Raw genomic sequence first — 17,568 nt, 5'->3', positions numbered from 1 at the left:
TTTTTTTAGAGTTCGCGCAACATCCGCACTTCACAATCAACATGGCCCGTGCAGCCAAGTGCATAGTCGATATGTTGAAAACCTAAATGTTCATACAAACCAATCGCTTCTTTCAAAAAAGCGGTCGTTTCCAGATAGCAGCGTTTGAAGCCCATTTCTCTTGCCTCCTCCATCGCCTTTAAGGCCAGTTTTTTTGCCAGCCCTTTGCCGCGAATAGCCGGGAGAAAATACATCTTTTGCAGTTCGCAAATGTCCGATTCACTACCTGCTAATGGCGCAATCCCACCGCCGCCGACCACTTCACCCTCGTACTCAACCACCCAATATGCATGACCCGGCTGACTATACACTTGATACAGCTCGTCAAGATTCGGATCGGCGACGGTGTAGCCTTTATCAGCGGTAAGACCGTATTCGGCGGATACCTGACGAATGACGCGGGCGATAGCAGGATTATCCTGCAGCGTCAGGCGACGCATTACAGGTGATTGCGGCGCAATGTTATTCATAGTTTAACCCAATAAAAATAAAGTAATTATACATTTGTTTAATACCACTCTCTTCTTACGTGCGCAAGCATCTTATAAAGCAATAAAGTTTTTGCCAGCCTATTACTGATAAGAGTATTGTAACGTGGCAGAACATTTTACTGTCTGTATCTATAAATTATATCAATGGATTTTTTAATTCAGGGAATTTTTATGGCTCAAGTTATTAATGAAATGGATGTTCCGTCCCATTCGTTTGTTTTTCATGGTACAGGTGAGAGATATTTTCTTATTTGTGTGGTGAATGTGTTGTTAACGATTATAACGCTAGGTATCTATTTACCATGGGCATTAATGAAATGTAAGCGTTATCTCTATGCTAATATGGAAGTTAACGGACAACGATTTTCTTATGGAATTACTGGTGGGAATGTTTTTTTTAGTTGTCTTGTTTTTGTTTTTTTCTATTTCGCAATATTAATGACAGTGTCAGCAGATATGCCGCTTGTTGGCTGTGTTTTGACTTTGTCACTGTTGGTTTTGCTTATATTTATGGCAGCAAAAGGACTGCGTTATCAGGCCTTGATGACCAGTCTCAACGGCGTAAGATTTAGTTTTAATTGCTCTATGAAAGGGTTCTGGTGGGTAACCTTTTTCTTGCCGATTTTAATGGCCATTGGGATGGGGACTGTTTTCTTTATCTCGACAAAGATGCTACATGCCAATAGTTCAAGTAGTGTTATTATATCTGTGGTTCTGATGGCAATAGTTGGTATTGTTTCCATTGGTATTTTTAATGGTACTTTATATAGTCTGGTAATGAGTTTTCTCTGGAGCAATACCAGTTTCGGTATACATCGTTTCAAGGTGAAATTAGATACTACGTATTGTATAAAATATGCCATTCTCGCATTTTTAGCTTTATTACCTTTTCTCGCTGTTGCTGGTTATATTATCTTCGATCAAATATTAAATGCGTATGATAGTTCTGTGTATGCAAATGATGATATTGAGAATTTACAGCAATTTATGGAAATGCAACGTAAAATGATAATCGCGCAGTTAATCTATTATTTTGGGATTGCTGTTAGCACCAGTTATTTAACGGTGTCGTTGCGAAATCATTTTATGAGCAACCTGTCACTGAATGATGGGCGTATTCGTTTTCGCTCAACTTTAACATACCACGGTATGCTTTATCGCATGTGTGCGTTGGTGGTGATATCCGGGATTACGGGCGGTCTGGCTTATCCACTGCTGAAAATATGGATGATTGACTGGCAGGCAAAAAATACGTATTTGCTGGGCGATTTGGATGACCTTCCTTTAATCAATAAAGAAGAACAACCAGATAAAGGCTTCTTAGCCAGTATTTCACGGGGAATTATGCCTTCTTTACCATTTCTGTAAGAGATAAAAAAGGCCGGAGCATGCTCCGGCCTTCGTTTTCATCACTGTGTTTTGATTACAGCGCGGCGATAACAGCCTGCTGTTCAATCAGCTTAGCTTTCGCTTCTGCATAGCCTTCCAGCTTCTCACGCTCTTTCGCGATGACCGCTTCCGGTGCGCGGGCGACAAAGCCTTCATTCGCCAGCTTGTTCTCGATACGGCTGATTTCGCCTTCGATCTTCGCCACTTCTTTCGCCAGACGCGCCAGCTCATCTTCTTTGTTGATGAGGCCAGCCATCGGGATCAGCAGCTCTGCGCCGTCGATGATCTTCGCAACGGAAACCGGACCTTTGTCATCGGCAGGCAGCACGGTGATGCTTTCCAGACGCGCCAGGGTTTGCAGGAAGCCACGGTTTTCATTTACGCGACGTTCTGCATCCGCGCTGCAACCACGCAGCAGCAGCTCCAGCGGTTTGCCCGGCGCGATATTCATTTCTGCACGGATGTTACGTACCGCAACGATCGCCTGTTTCAGCCATTCGGTGTCGGCCAGTGCGGCTTCATCAACCTGAGATGCATCGTACTGCGGGAACGGCTGCAGCATGATGGTGTCGGCAGTGATACCGCAAAGTACTTTCACACGCTGCCAGATGGTTTCGGTGATGAACGGAATGATCGGATGCGCGAGGCGCAGCAGACCTTCCAGTACGGTCACCAGCGTATGGCGAGTACCGCGCAGTTCGGCTTCGGTTCCACCGTTCATTACCGGCTTAGTCAGCTCCAGATACCAGTCACAGAACTGGTTCCAGGTGAACTCATACAGAATGCCTGCAGCGATATCGAAGCGGAAGCTGTCCAGCGCTTCGCGGTACGCTTTGATGGTCTGGTTGAACTCAGCCAGAATCCAGCGATCCGCCAGCGACAGCGTCATTTCACCGCCGTTAAAGCCGCAATCCTGACCTTCCGTGTTCATCAGCACAAAGCGGCTGGCGTTCCACAGCTTGTTACAGAAGTTACGGTAACCTTCCAGACGCTTCATATCCCAGTTGATGTCACGACCGGTAGACGCCAGCGCCGCCAGGGTGAAGCGCAGCGCGTCAGTACCGTGCGGCTCAATACCGTTCGGGAACTGCTTCTCGGTGCGCTTACGGATTTTGTCCGCCAGCTGCGGCTGCATCATATTGCCGGTACGTTTTTCCAGCAGTTCTGGCAGCGAAATACCGTCAACCATATCCAGCGGATCAATAACGTTACCCTTGGATTTAGACATCTTCTGGCCTTCGTCATCACGAATCAGGCCGGTCATGTAAACGGTGTGGAACGGCACCTGCGGTTTGCCATTTTCATCTTTGATGAAGTGCATGGTCATCATGATCATGCGGGCAATCCAGAAGAAGATGATGTCGAAGCCGGATACCATCACGCTGGTTGGGTGGAACTGACGCAGGGCGTCGGTGTTTTCCGGCCAGCCAAGGGTAGAGAAGGTCCACAGCGCAGAAGAGAACCAGGTGTCGAGAACGTCTTCGTCCTGACGCAGGGCAACGTCGGCACCGAGGTTATTTTCCTTGCGCACTTCTTCTTCGTTGCGGCCAACATAAACATTACCCGCTTCGTCATACCATGCCGGGATACGGTGACCCCACCACAGCTGACGAGAGATACACCAGTCCTGAATATCGCGCATCCAGGAGAAATACATGTTTTCGTACTGCTTCGGTACGAACTGAATGTCGCCGTTCTCAACCGCTTCAACCGCCGGCTTCGCCAGTACATCGGCACGTACGTACCACTGGTCGGTCAGCATTGGTTCGATAACCACGCCGCCACGGTCGCCGTAAGGAACGGTCAGGTCGTGCGGTTTAATTTCTTCCAGCAGGCCGAGTGCGTCAACCGCAGCAACGACTGCTTTACGTGCGGCAAAACGCTCCAGTTTCTGGAATTCTGCCGGGATCTCGCTGGAATAAACGTCAGATTCGTTACCTTTGGTATCGAACACCTGGGCGCTTTCACGGATATCGCCGTCAAAGGTCAGGATGTTGATCATCGGCAGCGCGTGACGTTTACCCACTTCATAGTCGTTAAAGTCGTGCGCCGGAGTGATTTTCACGCAGCCGGTGCCTTTTTCCATGTCGGCGTGTTCGTCGCCAACGATCGGAATACGACGGTTAACCAGCGGCAGAATGACATATTTGCCAATCAGATCTTTGTAACGCGGATCTTCCGGGTTAACGGCTACGCCAGTATCGCCCAGCAGGGTTTCCGGACGGGTAGTCGCGACCACCAGATAATCTTTACCGTCTGCGGTTTTCGCACCGTCAGCCAGCGGATAGCGGATGTGCCACATCGAACCTTTCGATTCGCGGTTTTCCACTTCCAGGTCAGAGATAGCGGTGCGCAGTTTCGGGTCCCAGTTTACCAGGCGTTTGCCACGGTAAATCAGGTCTTCTTTATATAGACGAACGAAAACTTCTTTCACCGCATTGGACAGGCCTTCGTCCATGGTGAAGCGTTCACGCTCCCAGTCGACGGAGTTGCCGAGACGGCGCATCTGACGGGTAATGGTGCCGCCGGATTCCGCTTTCCATTCCCAAATTTTGTCGATGAAAGCTTCGCGGCCGTAGTCGTGACGGGTTTTACCTTCTTCTGCGGCAATCTTGCGCTCAACGACCATCTGGGTAGCGATCCCGGCGTGGTCAGTACCGACCTGCCACAGGGTGTTTTTGCCCTGCATGCGCTGATAGCGGATCATGGTATCCATGATGGTTTGCTGGAAGGCGTGACCCATATGCAAACTGCCGGTGACGTTCGGCGGCGGGATCATGATGCAGAAACTTTCCTGGCTTTCATCGCCATTAGGCTTAAAGTAGCCCTGCTTTTCCCAGTGCTCGTAAAGCGGCTGTTCGATATCTTGTGGGTTATATGTCTTTTCCATTATTTCCAGGTTGCCGTATTCAGGTTGAAACCAGCCACGCGGTAGGCTTTATAGCGTTCGCGCGCCAGTTGTTTCAGAGAATCTTCATAAGGAACGAAGTCTACCACTTCTGTGAAAGCGGTGGCAAAATCTGCAAAGCTTGTTCGCAGACTAATCAATATATCGCGCGGGCTGCTGCTGCGTTTTTGCGGCCAGGCGATCTCCACCGGCGCACCGCCGCGCGGTCCTTCTCCCGCTAAATTATGCGGAACAAAGCTTTCTGCCGGACGCGCCCACAGGGCTTCATCCAGCCGGTAAGCCTGCTTTTCATCTTCACAGGCGATGAGCACGCGCTTACCGCTGCGCCAACGTTCTGCGGCAATTTCACACACCAGCTGCTCAACGGCGCTTAAGCCATCGATGGTGGTGTCATTGTCCAGAAGGTAGAACGTTGCGTTTTTCATATATGGGGCTTCTTGTGGTGGATTTAAATACGCATCAGGTATACACCGCAGCGCCTGATGCGACGCTGTTGTGTCTTATCAGGCCTACGAGTTCAGTGCTGTGTGTAGGTCGGATAAGGCGCTCACGCCGCATCCGACAATAACAGCATTGCCTGATGCGACGCTGCCGCGTCTTATCAGGCCTACGAGTTCGGTGCTGTGTAGGTCGGATAAGGCGTTCATGCCGCATCCGACAATAACAGCATTGCCTGATGCGACGCTTGCGCGTCTTATCAGGCCTACGAGTTCAGTGCTGTGTAGGTCGGATAAGGCGTTCACGCCGCATCCGGCAATAACAGCCTTGCCTGACGCAATTACTCTTCGCCGTTAAACCCAGCGCGGTTTAACAGGAACTGTGCCAGCAACGCTACCGGACGACCGGTGGCGCCTTTTGCTTTACCAGAACGCCAGGCGGTACCGGCGATATCCAGGTGCGCCCAGTTGTACTTACGGGTAAAGCGTGACAGGAAGCAACCTGCGGTAATCGCCCCACCAGGACGACCGCCAATGTTCGCCATATCGGCAAAATTGGACTCCAGTTGTTCCTGATACTCGTCACCCAGCGGTAAGCGCCATGCGCGGTCACCGGATTGTTCAGACGCGGCAATCAGTTCATGGGCCAGCGGATTATGGTTCGCCATCAGACCGGTAATGTGATGACCCAGCGCGATCACGCAGGCACCGGTCAGCGTCGCCACGTCAATCACCGCTTCCGGCTCAAAACGCTCAACGTAAGTTAACACGTCGCACAGTACCAGGCGGCCTTCAGCGTCGGTATTCAGCACTTCAACGGTTTGACCGGACATGGTGGTTAACACATCGCCCGGACGATAGGCACGCCCGCCAGGCATGTTTTCGCAGCCTGCCAACACGCCGATAACGTTAATCGGCAGTTGTAGCTCCGCGACCATCCGCATCACGCCGTAAACCGCTGCCGCACCGCACATATCGTACTTCATCTCATCCATGCCTTCTGAAGGCTTGATCGAGATACCGCCGGAGTCGAAGGTTAAACCTTTACCCACCAGCACGATTGGGCGTGCATCTTCCGACGCGTTGCCTTTGTACTCAATCACCGACATCAGCGATTCGTTTTGCGAACCCTGACCGACCGCCAGATAGGAATGCATCCCCAGCTCTTTCATCTGCTGTTCGCCGATAACGCGGGTGATAACATTCTTGCTGTAGCTGTCAGCCAGCTGGCGCGCTTGTGAAGCGAGGTAAGCGGCGTTACAGATATTCGGCGGCATATTGCCGAGATCTTTCGCTGCTTTAATCCCGGCGGCAATCGCCAGACCGTGCTGGATCGCGCGCTCACCGCTGGTCAGTTCACGGCGGGTCGGCACGTTGAACACCATTTTACGCAGCGGGCGACGCGGTTCGCTCTTGTTCGTTTTCAGCTGATCGAAACTGTAGAGCGTCTCTTTTGCCGTCTCGACAGCCTGACGCACTTTCCAGTAGTTATTACGGCCTTTAACGTGCAGTTCAGTCAGAAAGCAGACCGCTTCCATTGAGCCAGTATCATTCAGCGTATTAATGGTTTTCTGAATAACCTGCTTGTACTGACGCTCATCCAGCTCACGTTCTTTGCCGCAACCAATAAGGAGAATTCGCTCGGAAAGTACATTCGGAACATGGTGCAGCAACAATGTCTGCCCCGGTTTTCCTTCCAGTTCGCCCCGACGTAGCAGGGCGCTGATGTACCCATCGCTGATTTTATCGAGCTGTTCTGCAATCGGAGAAAGGCGACGTGGTTCGAAGACGCCCACGACGATGCAGGCACTCCGCTGTTTCTCCGGGCTACCGCTTTTTACACTAAACTCCATGCACTACGCTCCTGAATCTTAAAGACAACGGCGGTGGCTACAGATAGAATTGCAAGCTTTCGTAACTCATGTCCGCTGTTGCGATGACTTCGTGTTAATCTTAACGTTATTACGGCATTGGCACGTCAGAACAAAATCTGAGAGGTGAATCCGTTGAGTATAATTATCTTAGCGACGATTTCGACGACTCAAGAGAATAAATGACGTTTAAGCCATGAAACAAGCTAAAATCCTGCAAAAGACGAGTTTTTACGGGCGTATTTAAAGTGATAATCATAAGATATCTGGTGCGGGAGACGCTCAAAAGCCAGCTGGCGATACTCTTCATCTTGCTTTTGATCTTCTTCTGTCAAAAGTTAGTGAGGATCCTCGGCGCAGCGGTTGACGGCGATATTCCGGCGAATCTGGTACTCTCCCTTCTCGGGTTGGGCGTGCCGGAAATGGCGCAGCTTATCCTGCCATTAAGCCTGTTCCTCGGGCTGCTGATGACGCTGGGCAAACTGTATACCGAAAGTGAAATTACGGTAATGCATGCCTGCGGCCTGAGCAAAGCGGTTCTGGTGAAAGCGGCAATGATCCTTGCGGTATTCACGGCAATCGTCGCGGCGGTTAACGTGATGTGGGCGGGACCGTGGTCATCGCGTCATCAGGATGAAGTGTTAGCAGAAGCGAAAGCGAACCCTGGCATGGCGGCGCTGGCGCAAGGGCAATTCCAGCAAGCGACTAATGGCAGTTCGGTGCTGTTCATCGAAAGCGTTGACGGCAGCGATTTCAAAGATGTGTTCCTCGCGCAAATTCGACCAAAAGGTAATGCACGTCCTTCTGTGGTGGTGGCCGATTCCGGACATTTAACCCAGCTGCGCGACGGCTCCCAGGTCGTCACTCTCAACCAGGGAACGCGCTTCGAAGGCACTGCACTGTTACGTGATTTCCGCATTACGGATTTCCAGGATTATCAGGCGATCATTGGTCACCAGGCGGTGGCGCTCGACCCGAACGATACCGACCAGATGGACATGCGCACATTGTGGAACACTGACACCGATCGTGCTCGCGCAGAACTGAACTGGCGTATCACGTTGGTATTCACCGTGTTTATGATGGCACTTATGGTCGTACCGCTGAGCGTGGTTAACCCACGTCAGGGACGCGTACTGTCGATGCTGCCAGCCATGCTGCTGTATCTACTTTTCTTCCTGATCCAGACCTCCCTGAAATCGAACGGCGGTAAAGGTAAGCTGGACCCGACGCTGTGGATGTGGACCGTTAACCTGATTTATCTGGCTTTAGCGATTGTTCTCAACCTTTGGGACACCGTGCCGGTCCGCCGCCTGCGCGCCAGTTTTTCGCGTAAAGGAGCGGTGTGATGCAACCTTTTGGCGTACTTGACCGCTATATCGGTAAAACTATTTTCACCACCATCATGATGACACTGTTCATGCTGGTGTCGCTGTCGGGCATTATCAAGTTTGTCGATCAGCTGAAAAAAGCCGGGCAGGGGAGTTACGACGCGTTAGGCGCAGGAATGTATACCTTGCTGAGCGTGCCGAAAGATGTGCAGATCTTCTTCCCGATGGCGGCTCTGCTTGGGGCGTTGCTTGGTCTTGGGATGCTGGCGCAGCGCAGCGAACTGGTGGTGATGCAGGCTTCTGGTTTTACCCGTATGCAGGTGGCGCTGTCGGTGATGAAAACCGCCATTCCGCTGGTCTTGCTGACGATGGCGATTGGCGAATGGGTCGCGCCGCAGGGCGAGCAGATGGCGCGTAACTACCGTGCGCAGGCGATGTACGGCGGCTCGTTGCTCTCTACCCAGCAAGGCTTATGGGCGAAAGATGGCAACAACTTCGTCTACATTGAGCGGGTTAAAGGTGACGAAGAGTTAGGTGGCATCAGCATTTATGCCTTTAACGAGAATCGTCGTCTGCAATCCGTACGCTATGCCGCTACTGCGAAGTTTGACCCGGAACATAAAGTCTGGCGTCTGTCGCAGGTTGATGAATCTGATCTGACCAATCCGAAACAGATTACCGGTTCGCAGACGGTGAGCGGCACCTGGAAAACCAACCTCACGCCGGACAAACTGGGCGTGGTGGCGCTGGACCCGGATGCACTCTCTATCAGCGGTTTGCACAACTATGTGAAGTATCTGAAGTCGAGCGGTCAGGATGCCGGACGTTATCAGCTCAACATGTGGAGCAAAATCTTCCAGCCGCTATCTGTGGCGGTGATGATGCTGATGGCGCTGTCGTTCATCTTTGGCCCACTGCGTAGCGTACCGATGGGCGTGCGTGTGGTCACCGGTATCAGTTTCGGTTTTGTCTTCTACGTACTGGACCAGATCTTCGGCCCGCTGACGTTGGTTTATGGCATCCCGCCGATCATCGGCGCACTGTTGCCAAGCGCCAGCTTCTTCTTAATCAGCCTGTGGCTGTTAATGAGAAAATCGTAACCGAATGAACGAATAAAGGGAGCGAAAGCTCCCTTTATTATTGTTAGCAAAGTGTGCTTCGTTCATTCCTGAAAAATAATTAAAATTCAATATATTGCAGTGGGGTGGGCATGATAAGACGCGCCAGCGTCGCATCAGGCAAAGACAAATCTCGCCTGACTTACCTTCTTCTCCCCCCCAGCAAACTCCCCAACATCCCGCGTACAATCTGATTCGTCACTTGGCGAGCGGCGCTTTTGGCCATTGTTTGCACCACACCATCTTTCTTCCCGCCGCGTGGTCCGGTAGTGCCGAACAAAATATCCTTCAATCCACCAAGAATGCCGTCATCCACCGCTACCTCTTTCCCTTTCGCGGGAGGATTATTTTGCTGCTCGGTACTGGCCTGAAAGCCTTTTTGCAACATCTCATAGGCGGATTCCCGGTCCACCTCATCCTCATATTTGCCATACACCGGAGAGTGATTAATCAAGCCATTACGCTCATCTTCCGTCACCGGCCCCATCCGCGAACAAGGCGCGATCACCATCGCACGCTCCACCACAGAAGGGCTTCCTTTCGCATCCAGAAAAGAGATCAACGCCTCGCCGGTGCCCAGTTCCTGAATCGCCTTTTCGGTATCAAACGCCGGATTGGCCCGCATGGTTTGCGCCGCTGCCTTCACTGCTTTCTGATCTTTTGGCGTAAAAGCCCGCAAAGCATGTTGAACGCGATTACCGAGCTGCCCGAGCACATTATCCGGAATATCAGACGGGTTTTGCGAAACGAACCAGACGCCCACGCCTTTTGAGCGAATAAGCCTTATCACCTGCTCAATCTTATCCAGCAGTACCTGCGGGGCATCGTTAAACAGCAGATGTGCCTCGTCGAAGAAAAACACCAGTTTTGGTTTCTCCAGATCGCCCGCTTCCGGCAATTGTTCATACAACTCTGAAAGCATCCACAGCAGGCTGGCGGCGTACAGTTTCGGCATCTGATAAAGTTTCTCGGCGCTGAGGATATTGATAACGCCTTTACCGTTGGCATCGGTGCGCATCCAGTCTTTGATATCCAGCATCGGCTCACCAAAGAAGTGTGCTGCGCCTTGCTGTTCCAGCGACAACAGCCCGCGCTGGATGGCACCAACCGATGCGCTACTGATATTACCGTACTGATTCTGGAAGGATTTGGCGTTATCGCCGATGTACTGGGTAATTGCCCGCAGATCTTTAAAGTCGAGCAGTAACAGCCCCTGATCGTCAGCAATGCGGAAGATGATATTCAGCACGCCAGATTGCACATCGTTGAGATTCAACAGTCGTGCCAGCAACAGCGGCCCCAGATCCGAAACCGTCGCCCGCACCGGATGGCCTTTCTCGCCAAAGATATCCCACACCACCACCGGATTGGCATGCGGTTGCCAGTCATTGACGCCGATATTTTTAAGCCTTGCGAGCAGTTTTTCCGACACCGTTCCTGCCTGCGCGACGCCGGTCAGATCGCCTTTCACATCAGCCATAAACACCGGCACGCCGATTTCCGACAATGACTCCGCCAGTTTTTGCAGCGTAACGGTTTTACCCGTCCCCGTTGCGCCGGTAATCAGCCCATGACGGTTAGCCATTCCCGGCAGTAAAAACAGTTCTGTGTCCGGCGTGCGGGCAATTAACAGGGGTTCACTCATGAGATATCCTCCAGTTTCCTGCCTGGAGTATAGGCAACGTCCGGCAAAGAGAATACGTGTAATGAAGAGAAAATAACCTAAAGCGTGTTGCCGTGATAAATCTGATACCCGAGGTCAACAGTGTTGTGGTTGTGATCGTTATTTTTAATTTTGCTCAGCAACATTTGGGTGGCCATCCGACCAATATCAAAACGGGGAGTAATTACGCTGGCGAGGCTTGGGATCATTTGCCTGCCAATCTCCAGCCCATGAAAACCCGCAATGGAAATTTGTTCTGGCACGGCGAGGTTTCGCTCGCGGCACAGCAGAAGCGCACCCATCGCAATATCGTCATTGGTGCAAAATACACCGTCTAAATCCGGGTTTGCGCTAAGGGCATCACGCATTAACTGCATTCCTAAATGAATGGATGAGATGGCGCGTGGATTCATGCGTAATGGGGAAAGATTATGCAGCATCATCGCATCGCAATACCCCTGATAACGCTGTTCATCGCGGGTGTCATCTTTGGAACCGAGATACAGAATTTTGTGCCTGACTCGCTTCTCCAGCATGGTACACACCATGTCAAAAGCGGCCTGCCGATTATCAAAACCGACCTCCATATCCAGCCGTTCTCCCTGTACATCCATCAATTCCACGACCGGAATGGTGGCTGAACGCAGAAATTTCACCGTCCTGATGGTGTGATATTTTTCCGAAAGTATAATCCCGTCAATGTTATAAGAGAGCAGGTTAATCACCGACTCTTCTTCGGAATCGCGATCGTAATTGTAATTAGCAATAAGGGTCTGATAATTATGCTCAGAGGTGACGGATTCTATTCCCGCGAGAATGTCAGCGAAGAGTTGATTTTGAAATGACGGAATCAAGATACCGAGGGTATAACTTTGTGCATTCAACAACATGCCGGGAGCGCGATTAGGGATATAATTGATCTCTTCCATAATTTTGGCGATGCGCTCGCCTGTTTCCTTTGCCACCTTTTTCGGCGAGCGGATATAACGACTCACGGTCATTTTTGTTACGCCAGCCAGCGTAGCGATATCCTGTAAAGAAATTCTGTGATTGCGCATAACTTCTCCCAACGTCGGGGGAATCTTCAATCTTCCCCCGAAACTACATCACAATATTTTATTCTTTCAGTGCAATACGGCGTTAATGGCTAACACGCCCAGCAAACCCATAATAGAAATAAGGGTTTCCATCACCGTCCAGGTACGCAACGTTTCACCAACCGTCAGATTAAAATACCCTTTAAATAGCCAGAAGCCAGGGTCGTTTACGTGTGACGCGATCACGCTGCCCGCACCGGTTGCCAGTACCATTAAAGCGGGATCGGCATGGGTAACGTTGATAATCGGCAACACCACACCCGCGGTGGTAATGGCCGCGACGGTGGCAGAGCCCAGAGCGATACGCAACAGCGCCGCAACAGTCCAGCACATCAATAACGGCGAAAGTGTAGTTCCGGTCATTAAGTGTGAAATATAGTGCCCGACACCGCTATCTACTAATACCTGCTTAAACGCGCCGCCGCCAGCGATAATAAACACAATCATCGCGATAGCGCCTATAGAATCCCCAATGATATCCATGATTTGCTCGATGGTGCGTCCATTACGTCGGCCCAGTGTGAAAATCGCAATAACAATGGCAATAAACAGCGCAACGGCAGGGTTACCGACAAATTCAAAGAAGAGGCGCACGGTGTTAGTTTTCGGTAACGTAATTTCACAAACGGCGGCGATAGCCATCAGGATGACCGGGATCACGGCAGCGAAAATACTGTTCCAGAAGGAGGGCATCTCCTCTTCGCTAAACAGATGAGGATTAAATAAGCCTTCCGGTGGTGCTTTCTCAAAGCGAGTTAGCAGTTTAGAAAACAGCGGTCCTGCGACAATAACTGTCGGAATGGTAATGATAAATCCATACAGTAAAGTCGTTCCGAGATTAGCCTCAAAGATAGTCGCGATGGCAGTAGGCCCTGGATGTGGCGGCAGAAAACAGTGGGTTACAGAGAGCGCTGCTACCATTGGTACGCCAACATACAACAGGGGTAATCCTGATGATGCTACGATGGTAAATACCAACGGCAACAGCAGGACAAAACCCACTTCAAAAAACATGGCGAGGCCCACAACCAGACCGGTGATCACTAGCGCCCATTGCACGCGTTTTTTACCAAAAGTAGCAATCAGCGTAGTGGCGATACGTTGTGCCGCACCCGTATCAGAAATCAGCTTGCCTAACATGGCCCCGAAACCGAGGATCATTGCCAGCCCGCCGAGCGTGCTGCCGATACCATTTTGTATAGAGTGCAGGACGGCCTGTGCATCCATCCCTTCGGCAAATCCGACGACGGCAGCTACCAGAACGAGGGCAATAAAGCCGTTAACTTTAAAGACGATCATCAGGATAAGAAGCAGCGCGACGCCTGCCGCAATAATGATTAATGGCATAGTCTTTATCTCTTATTAGTGCCAGAAAAGCAGCGCTTTCGCGCTGCACGTAGGGGGGGCTGTTAAACAGCCACTAACATGCCGCCATCAACAAACAACAGGTGGCCGTTTACGAAATCAGAGGCTTTTGAAGAAAGGAACACCGCAGCACCAATCAGTTCCTGCGGATCTCCCCAGCGTGCGGCGGGGGTCCGTTTGCACAACCAGGCGGTGAAGGCTTCGTCCTCAACCAGTGCTTTAGTCATTTCTGTTTTGAAATAGCCCGGCGCAATACCGTTGACCTGAATATTGTGGCGCGCCAGCTCGACGCACATGCCGCGGGTGAGCATTTTTACCGCCCCTTTCGATGCGGCATAAGGGGTGATGGTGTCACGTCCCAGTTCGCTTTGCATCGAGCAAATATTAATAACTTTACCTGCCTTGCGTTCAACCATGTGACGAGTTACCGCTTGCGATACCAGGAACACGGCGGTCTGGTTTACTGCGATCACATCATTCCACTCTTGTTCAGGGAACTCAGTAAAAGGATGACGGCGCTGGATACCGGCGTTATTCACCAGCACATCAATGGGGCCGATGTCCTTTTCGATATGTTCAACGGCGGCATCAATTTCATGTTTATGAGTAACATTAAAAGGTGCGGCAACGGCCTGAATACCCTCCTGGTGGAGTTTTTCTACAGCAAGTTCTGCGCGTTCGGCAGTAATATCATTAATAATTATTTGTGCGCCATATTTACCCAGGCCGGTTGCCAGTAAAAAGCCAATGCCCTGTGCTGAACCGGTAATCAAGATATTTTTTCCTGCCAGTGAAAATAGATCGTTCATTGTATTATTCCTTTATTTATCTCTTAGAAAACAAGCTGGACTTTTGCTGCCTGGGTTTTATCACCGGCGAAACGTAGCGCCTCTTCCAGGTCAGTGAAGGGATATTCAGCACTCAGTAAAGGCAGTGGATTGATAACGCCATTCGCCAGCCATGACACTGCGGTATTAAATTCGCTGGTAAAACGGAAAGAGCCTCTGAGTGAAATCTCCTTACCAATCAACGTCATCATTGGGAATTCTGCCATCGCGCCTCCCATACCTACCTGCACCATTACGCCGCGTGCACGAGTGACCTCCAGACAGGTATTCACTGATGAAGGATGACCGGACACTTCAAAGCTGACATCGAAATAGCCTTTTTCCGCTTTCCAGTGATACATGTCGTCGTTTTGTGGGTTTACGAGCACATCCGCCCCCATCTCTTTGCCCAGCGAAAGGGAACGGGGACTCACATCAGCACAGACAATTTCCGCGGCCCCCAGTGTTTTCACTGCACTGACAATCAGGCAGCCAATGGGTCCAACACCGGAAATAAATACTCGCTTGCCCTGTAACTCGCCGGCCTGATGTGCGGCATGAATCGCGACGGCTAAAGGTTCGGCAAAAGCCATAACCTTTTCGTCAGCTTTGGCCGGATAAGGGACACATTGCGACGTTTCGACCATTTTATAACGGGTAAAACCACCATCAACATGAGGGAAATACATGGCACTGCCAAAAAAACGCATATCTGTACACTGATTCTCGTTATGTTCAATGCAGTATTTGCAGTGACCGCACGGTTTAGACGGATTAATGGCTACCGTTTGCCCTTCATGTAATTCTGATGAGTCGCTATGAATAACTTTACCGATAACTTCATGACCTAACACCATCGGTGCCTTTATCATGAAATTACCTACTTTTCCTTCCTGATAATAATGTAAATCGGAACCGCAAATTCCACCTCGGGTTATTTGTACTAATGTTCCATTATTATTCCAATCTATCGTCTGCTCGGTAACGGCAACAGTTTTCTTGCCCGCAACAACGCAGGACTGTGTTTTCACTTGCATAAATTCCTCACTGGTCAGGTAGACACCTCGGAAGCATTTAAGCGGTTTTAACTGTCATTATTTGTGATGAAGATCACGTCAGAAAATTGTTACATTACTATGTTACGCATAACGTGATGTGCCTTGTAATTCTTATCAGTAGAAATAAAAAAACGTGAAATTATTATGCCGCCAGGCGTAGTATCGCAGCAGGTAAGATGATTCAGGAGATTTTAAATGGCGGGTGAAAGCTTTATTTTGATGGGCGTTTCAGGGAGTGGTAAAACATTAATTGGTAGCAAGGTTGCCGCGTTATTATCTGCTAAATTTATTGATGGTGACGATCTTCATCCAGCCAAAAATATAGATAAAATGTCGCAGGGTATTCCATTATCTGATGAAGATCGACTTCCCTGGCTGGAACGCTTAAATGATGCTTCATACAGTCTTTATAAAAAGAATGAAACAGGATTTATTGTCTGTTCATCATTAAAAAAACAGTATCGTGATATTTTACGCAAGGGTAGCCCCCATGTTCATTTCCTCTGGTTAGATGGCGACTATGAAACTATTCTCGCGCGAATGCAGCGTCGGGCTGGGCATTTTATGCCGGTAGCGTTACTAAAAAGTCAGTTTGAGGCACTGGAGCGTCCACAAGCAGATGAACAGGATATTGTGCGCATTGATATCAACCATGATATTGCCAATGTCACCGAACAATGTCGGCAGGCTGTGCTGGCGATACGACAAAACAGAATATGTGCGAAAGAGGGCAGCGCCTCAGATCAGCGCTGCGAATGATTTTCAATAATCGGCTTTCAACACCACGCGGTAACGCGCCTTACCGTCGCGCACATGCTGGATGGCGTCGTTAATTTTCGACATCGGGAACAGTTCGGTGGTCGGCGCAACCTTGCTGCGGGCGGCAAAACGCATCAGCTTACGCAGCTCATAAGGCGTGCCGGTAGCAGAACCAGAGACGCTGCGATCGCCCGCAATTAACGTAAAGGCCGGAACAGACAGCGGCGTGAGAACCGCACCGACCGTATGGAAATTACCGCCATAGGTCAGCGCCTCAAAATAGGGCTGCCAGTCGAGGCTGACGTTGACGGTGTTGATAATGAGATCAAACTGCCCCGCCAGTGCTTTCAGTGCCTGCGGATCGCGGCTATTCACCACTTTATCGGCACCCATCGCCAGCACTTCCTGCTCTTTCGCCGGATTAGAACTAAAGGCTGTCACCTCGCATCCCATTGCGTGCAGAAGTTTTATAGCGATATGCCCCAGCCCGCCAATACCAATTACCCCAACGCGGCTGGTAGCAGTGATATGGTGCATCAACAGTGGTTTAAAGACCGTGATACCGCCGCACAACAGCGGCCCGGCGGACTCGATATCAATATTTTCTGGCAGTGGAATCACCCATTGCCAGTCCGCACGCAACTTCTCGGCAAAGCCACCGCGATTCATAATCGTCGGCACCGCACCTTGCTCGCAGTTGATCTGATTACCGCTAATACAGGCGTCGCAGTGACCACAGCTACGCGCCGTCCAGCCAATCCCGACACGCTGACCGACCTGCAAACCTTTATCCTGCGCGGCGCTCCCGAGTGCCACCACGCGCCCAATCACCTCATGCCCGGCAACCAGCGGATATTGTGAAAATCCCCATTCGTTATCGATCATCGACAGATCGGAATGGCAGATCCCGCAGTAATCCACCTGCACTTCAACATCTTGTGGCCTCAGCTCACCGGGATCGTACTCATAAACTTCCAGTTCTCCGCCCGCTTCTTTTGCGGCATAGCTTTTTATCATCGACATTTTTTGGTCCTTCTCTGGTGTTGTTTGGGAAGTGTAGAGCATGGCAGGGCGGGGTGCCTGGAGTGTGACAAAGGTTACACATCGCTGTATGCAATGCTGAAAATTTCAGCACTTAGCGAGGTGCGAGCAAGCTGGCGCTTGCATGGTGGCGTGCGACAGGTATAATCCACAACGTTTTCCGCATACCTCTTC

Annotated in this window: 15 protein-coding genes; 5 read left to right on the top strand and 10 right to left on the bottom strand. The window is 50.6% G+C overall.

What is annotated here, in order from left to right:
• Positions 1–5 precede the first annotated feature (5 nt).
• A complete protein-coding gene (locus ACJHYD_RS07475; RefSeq protein WP_001059397.1) occupies positions 6–509 on the bottom strand; it encodes a GNAT family N-acetyltransferase in 504 nt (167 codons plus the stop codon).
• Between the two features lie 192 nt (positions 510–701).
• On the opposite strand from ACJHYD_RS07475, the gene ACJHYD_RS07470 reads away from it, so the two are divergent.
• The gene (locus ACJHYD_RS07470; protein WP_000079628.1) at positions 702–1,898 is read left to right on the top strand and encodes a YjgN family protein; all 1,197 of its coding nucleotides are present in this window, start codon (positions 702–704) and stop codon (positions 1,896–1,898) included.
• A gap of 55 nt (positions 1,899–1,953) precedes the next feature.
• Here the strand turns inward: ACJHYD_RS07470 and valS are convergent, their stop codons facing one another.
• The 3 genes from valS to pepA form a co-directional block, all read right to left on the bottom strand.
• Positions 1,954–4,809, bottom strand: a complete 2,856-nt coding sequence (gene valS, locus ACJHYD_RS07465) for a valine--tRNA ligase (protein ID WP_000416403.1) — start codon at positions 4,807–4,809, stop codon at positions 1,954–1,956.
• A complete protein-coding gene (gene holC, locus ACJHYD_RS07460) occupies positions 4,809–5,252 on the bottom strand; it encodes a DNA polymerase III subunit chi (RefSeq protein WP_000786393.1) in 444 nt (147 codons plus the stop codon). The genes valS and holC overlap by 1 nt, the downstream gene beginning before the upstream one ends.
• A 353-nt stretch (positions 5,253–5,605) precedes the next feature.
• Positions 5,606–7,117, bottom strand: coding sequence for a leucyl aminopeptidase (gene pepA / locus ACJHYD_RS07455; RefSeq protein ID WP_000397144.1), 1,512 nt, complete (start codon positions 7,115–7,117; stop codon positions 5,606–5,608).
• Positions 7,118–7,270: 153 nt separating this feature from the next.
• Here pepA and ytgA point away from each other — a divergent pair, with 153 nt between their 5' ends.
• The 3 genes from ytgA (at position 7,271) to lptG (ending at position 9,566) form a co-directional block, all read left to right on the top strand.
• A complete protein-coding gene (gene ytgA / locus ACJHYD_RS07450) occupies positions 7,271–7,321 on the top strand; it encodes a protein YtgA (protein ID WP_211180521.1) in 51 nt (16 codons plus the stop codon).
• A gap of 62 nt (positions 7,322–7,383) precedes the next feature.
• Positions 7,384–8,484, top strand: a complete 1,101-nt coding sequence (lptF, locus tag ACJHYD_RS07445; RefSeq protein WP_000584114.1) for an LPS export ABC transporter permease LptF — start codon at positions 7,384–7,386, stop codon at positions 8,482–8,484.
• Positions 8,484–9,566, top strand: a complete 1,083-nt coding sequence (gene lptG, locus ACJHYD_RS07440; RefSeq protein ID WP_001295681.1) for an LPS export ABC transporter permease LptG — start codon at positions 8,484–8,486, stop codon at positions 9,564–9,566. Before lptF ends, lptG begins: the two co-directional genes overlap by 1 nt.
• A gap of 160 nt (positions 9,567–9,726) precedes the next feature.
• Here lptG and ACJHYD_RS07435 read toward each other — a convergent pair whose 3' ends face one another.
• The 5 genes from ACJHYD_RS07435 to idnD all read right to left on the bottom strand — a co-directional run bounded on the left by ACJHYD_RS07435 (position 9,727) and on the right by idnD (position 15,573).
• Entirely contained in the window at positions 9,727–11,229 is a 1,503-nt protein-coding gene (locus ACJHYD_RS07435; RefSeq protein WP_001294573.1) for a helicase HerA-like C-terminal domain-containing protein, read from the bottom strand.
• A gap of 77 nt (positions 11,230–11,306) precedes the next feature.
• Positions 11,307–12,305, bottom strand: coding sequence for a DNA-binding transcriptional regulator IdnR (idnR, locus tag ACJHYD_RS07430; protein WP_109553740.1), 999 nt, complete (start codon positions 12,303–12,305; stop codon positions 11,307–11,309).
• A gap of 66 nt (positions 12,306–12,371) precedes the next feature.
• The gene (gene idnT, locus ACJHYD_RS07425) at positions 12,372–13,691 is read right to left on the bottom strand and encodes a gnt-II system L-idonate transporter (protein ID WP_001128347.1); all 1,320 of its coding nucleotides are present in this window, start codon (positions 13,689–13,691) and stop codon (positions 12,372–12,374) included.
• A gap of 62 nt (positions 13,692–13,753) precedes the next feature.
• On the bottom strand, positions 13,754–14,518 hold the full coding sequence (idnO, locus tag ACJHYD_RS07420; protein WP_000998695.1) for a gluconate 5-dehydrogenase: 765 nt from the start codon (positions 14,516–14,518) through the stop codon (positions 13,754–13,756).
• Between the two features lie 23 nt (positions 14,519–14,541).
• Positions 14,542–15,573 (bottom strand): L-idonate 5-dehydrogenase, encoded by a 1,032-nt coding sequence (gene idnD / locus ACJHYD_RS07415; protein WP_023356371.1) that lies wholly within the window; start codon positions 15,571–15,573, stop codon positions 14,542–14,544.
• Between the two features lie 216 nt (positions 15,574–15,789).
• On the opposite strand from idnD, the gene idnK reads away from it, so the two are divergent.
• Positions 15,790–16,353: a gluconokinase gene (gene idnK, locus ACJHYD_RS07410; protein ID WP_000896738.1), complete on the top strand. Its 564-nt coding sequence runs from the start codon at positions 15,790–15,792 to the stop codon at positions 16,351–16,353.
• Positions 16,354–16,356: 3 nt separating this feature from the next.
• Here the strand turns inward: idnK and ahr are convergent, their stop codons facing one another.
• Positions 16,357–17,376, bottom strand: a complete 1,020-nt coding sequence (gene ahr / locus ACJHYD_RS07405) for an NADPH-dependent aldehyde reductase Ahr (protein WP_001318460.1) — start codon at positions 17,374–17,376, stop codon at positions 16,357–16,359.
• Positions 17,377–17,568: the final 192 nt, after the last annotated feature.

The sequence above is a fragment of the Escherichia sp. WS1368 genome (genome assembly GCF_046487485.1).
GTDB lineage: Bacteria > Pseudomonadota > Gammaproteobacteria > Enterobacterales > Enterobacteriaceae > Escherichia > Escherichia coli.
Note: the sequence above shows the minus strand (reverse complement) of the source record. Positions and strands in the feature narration are given on the sequence as shown.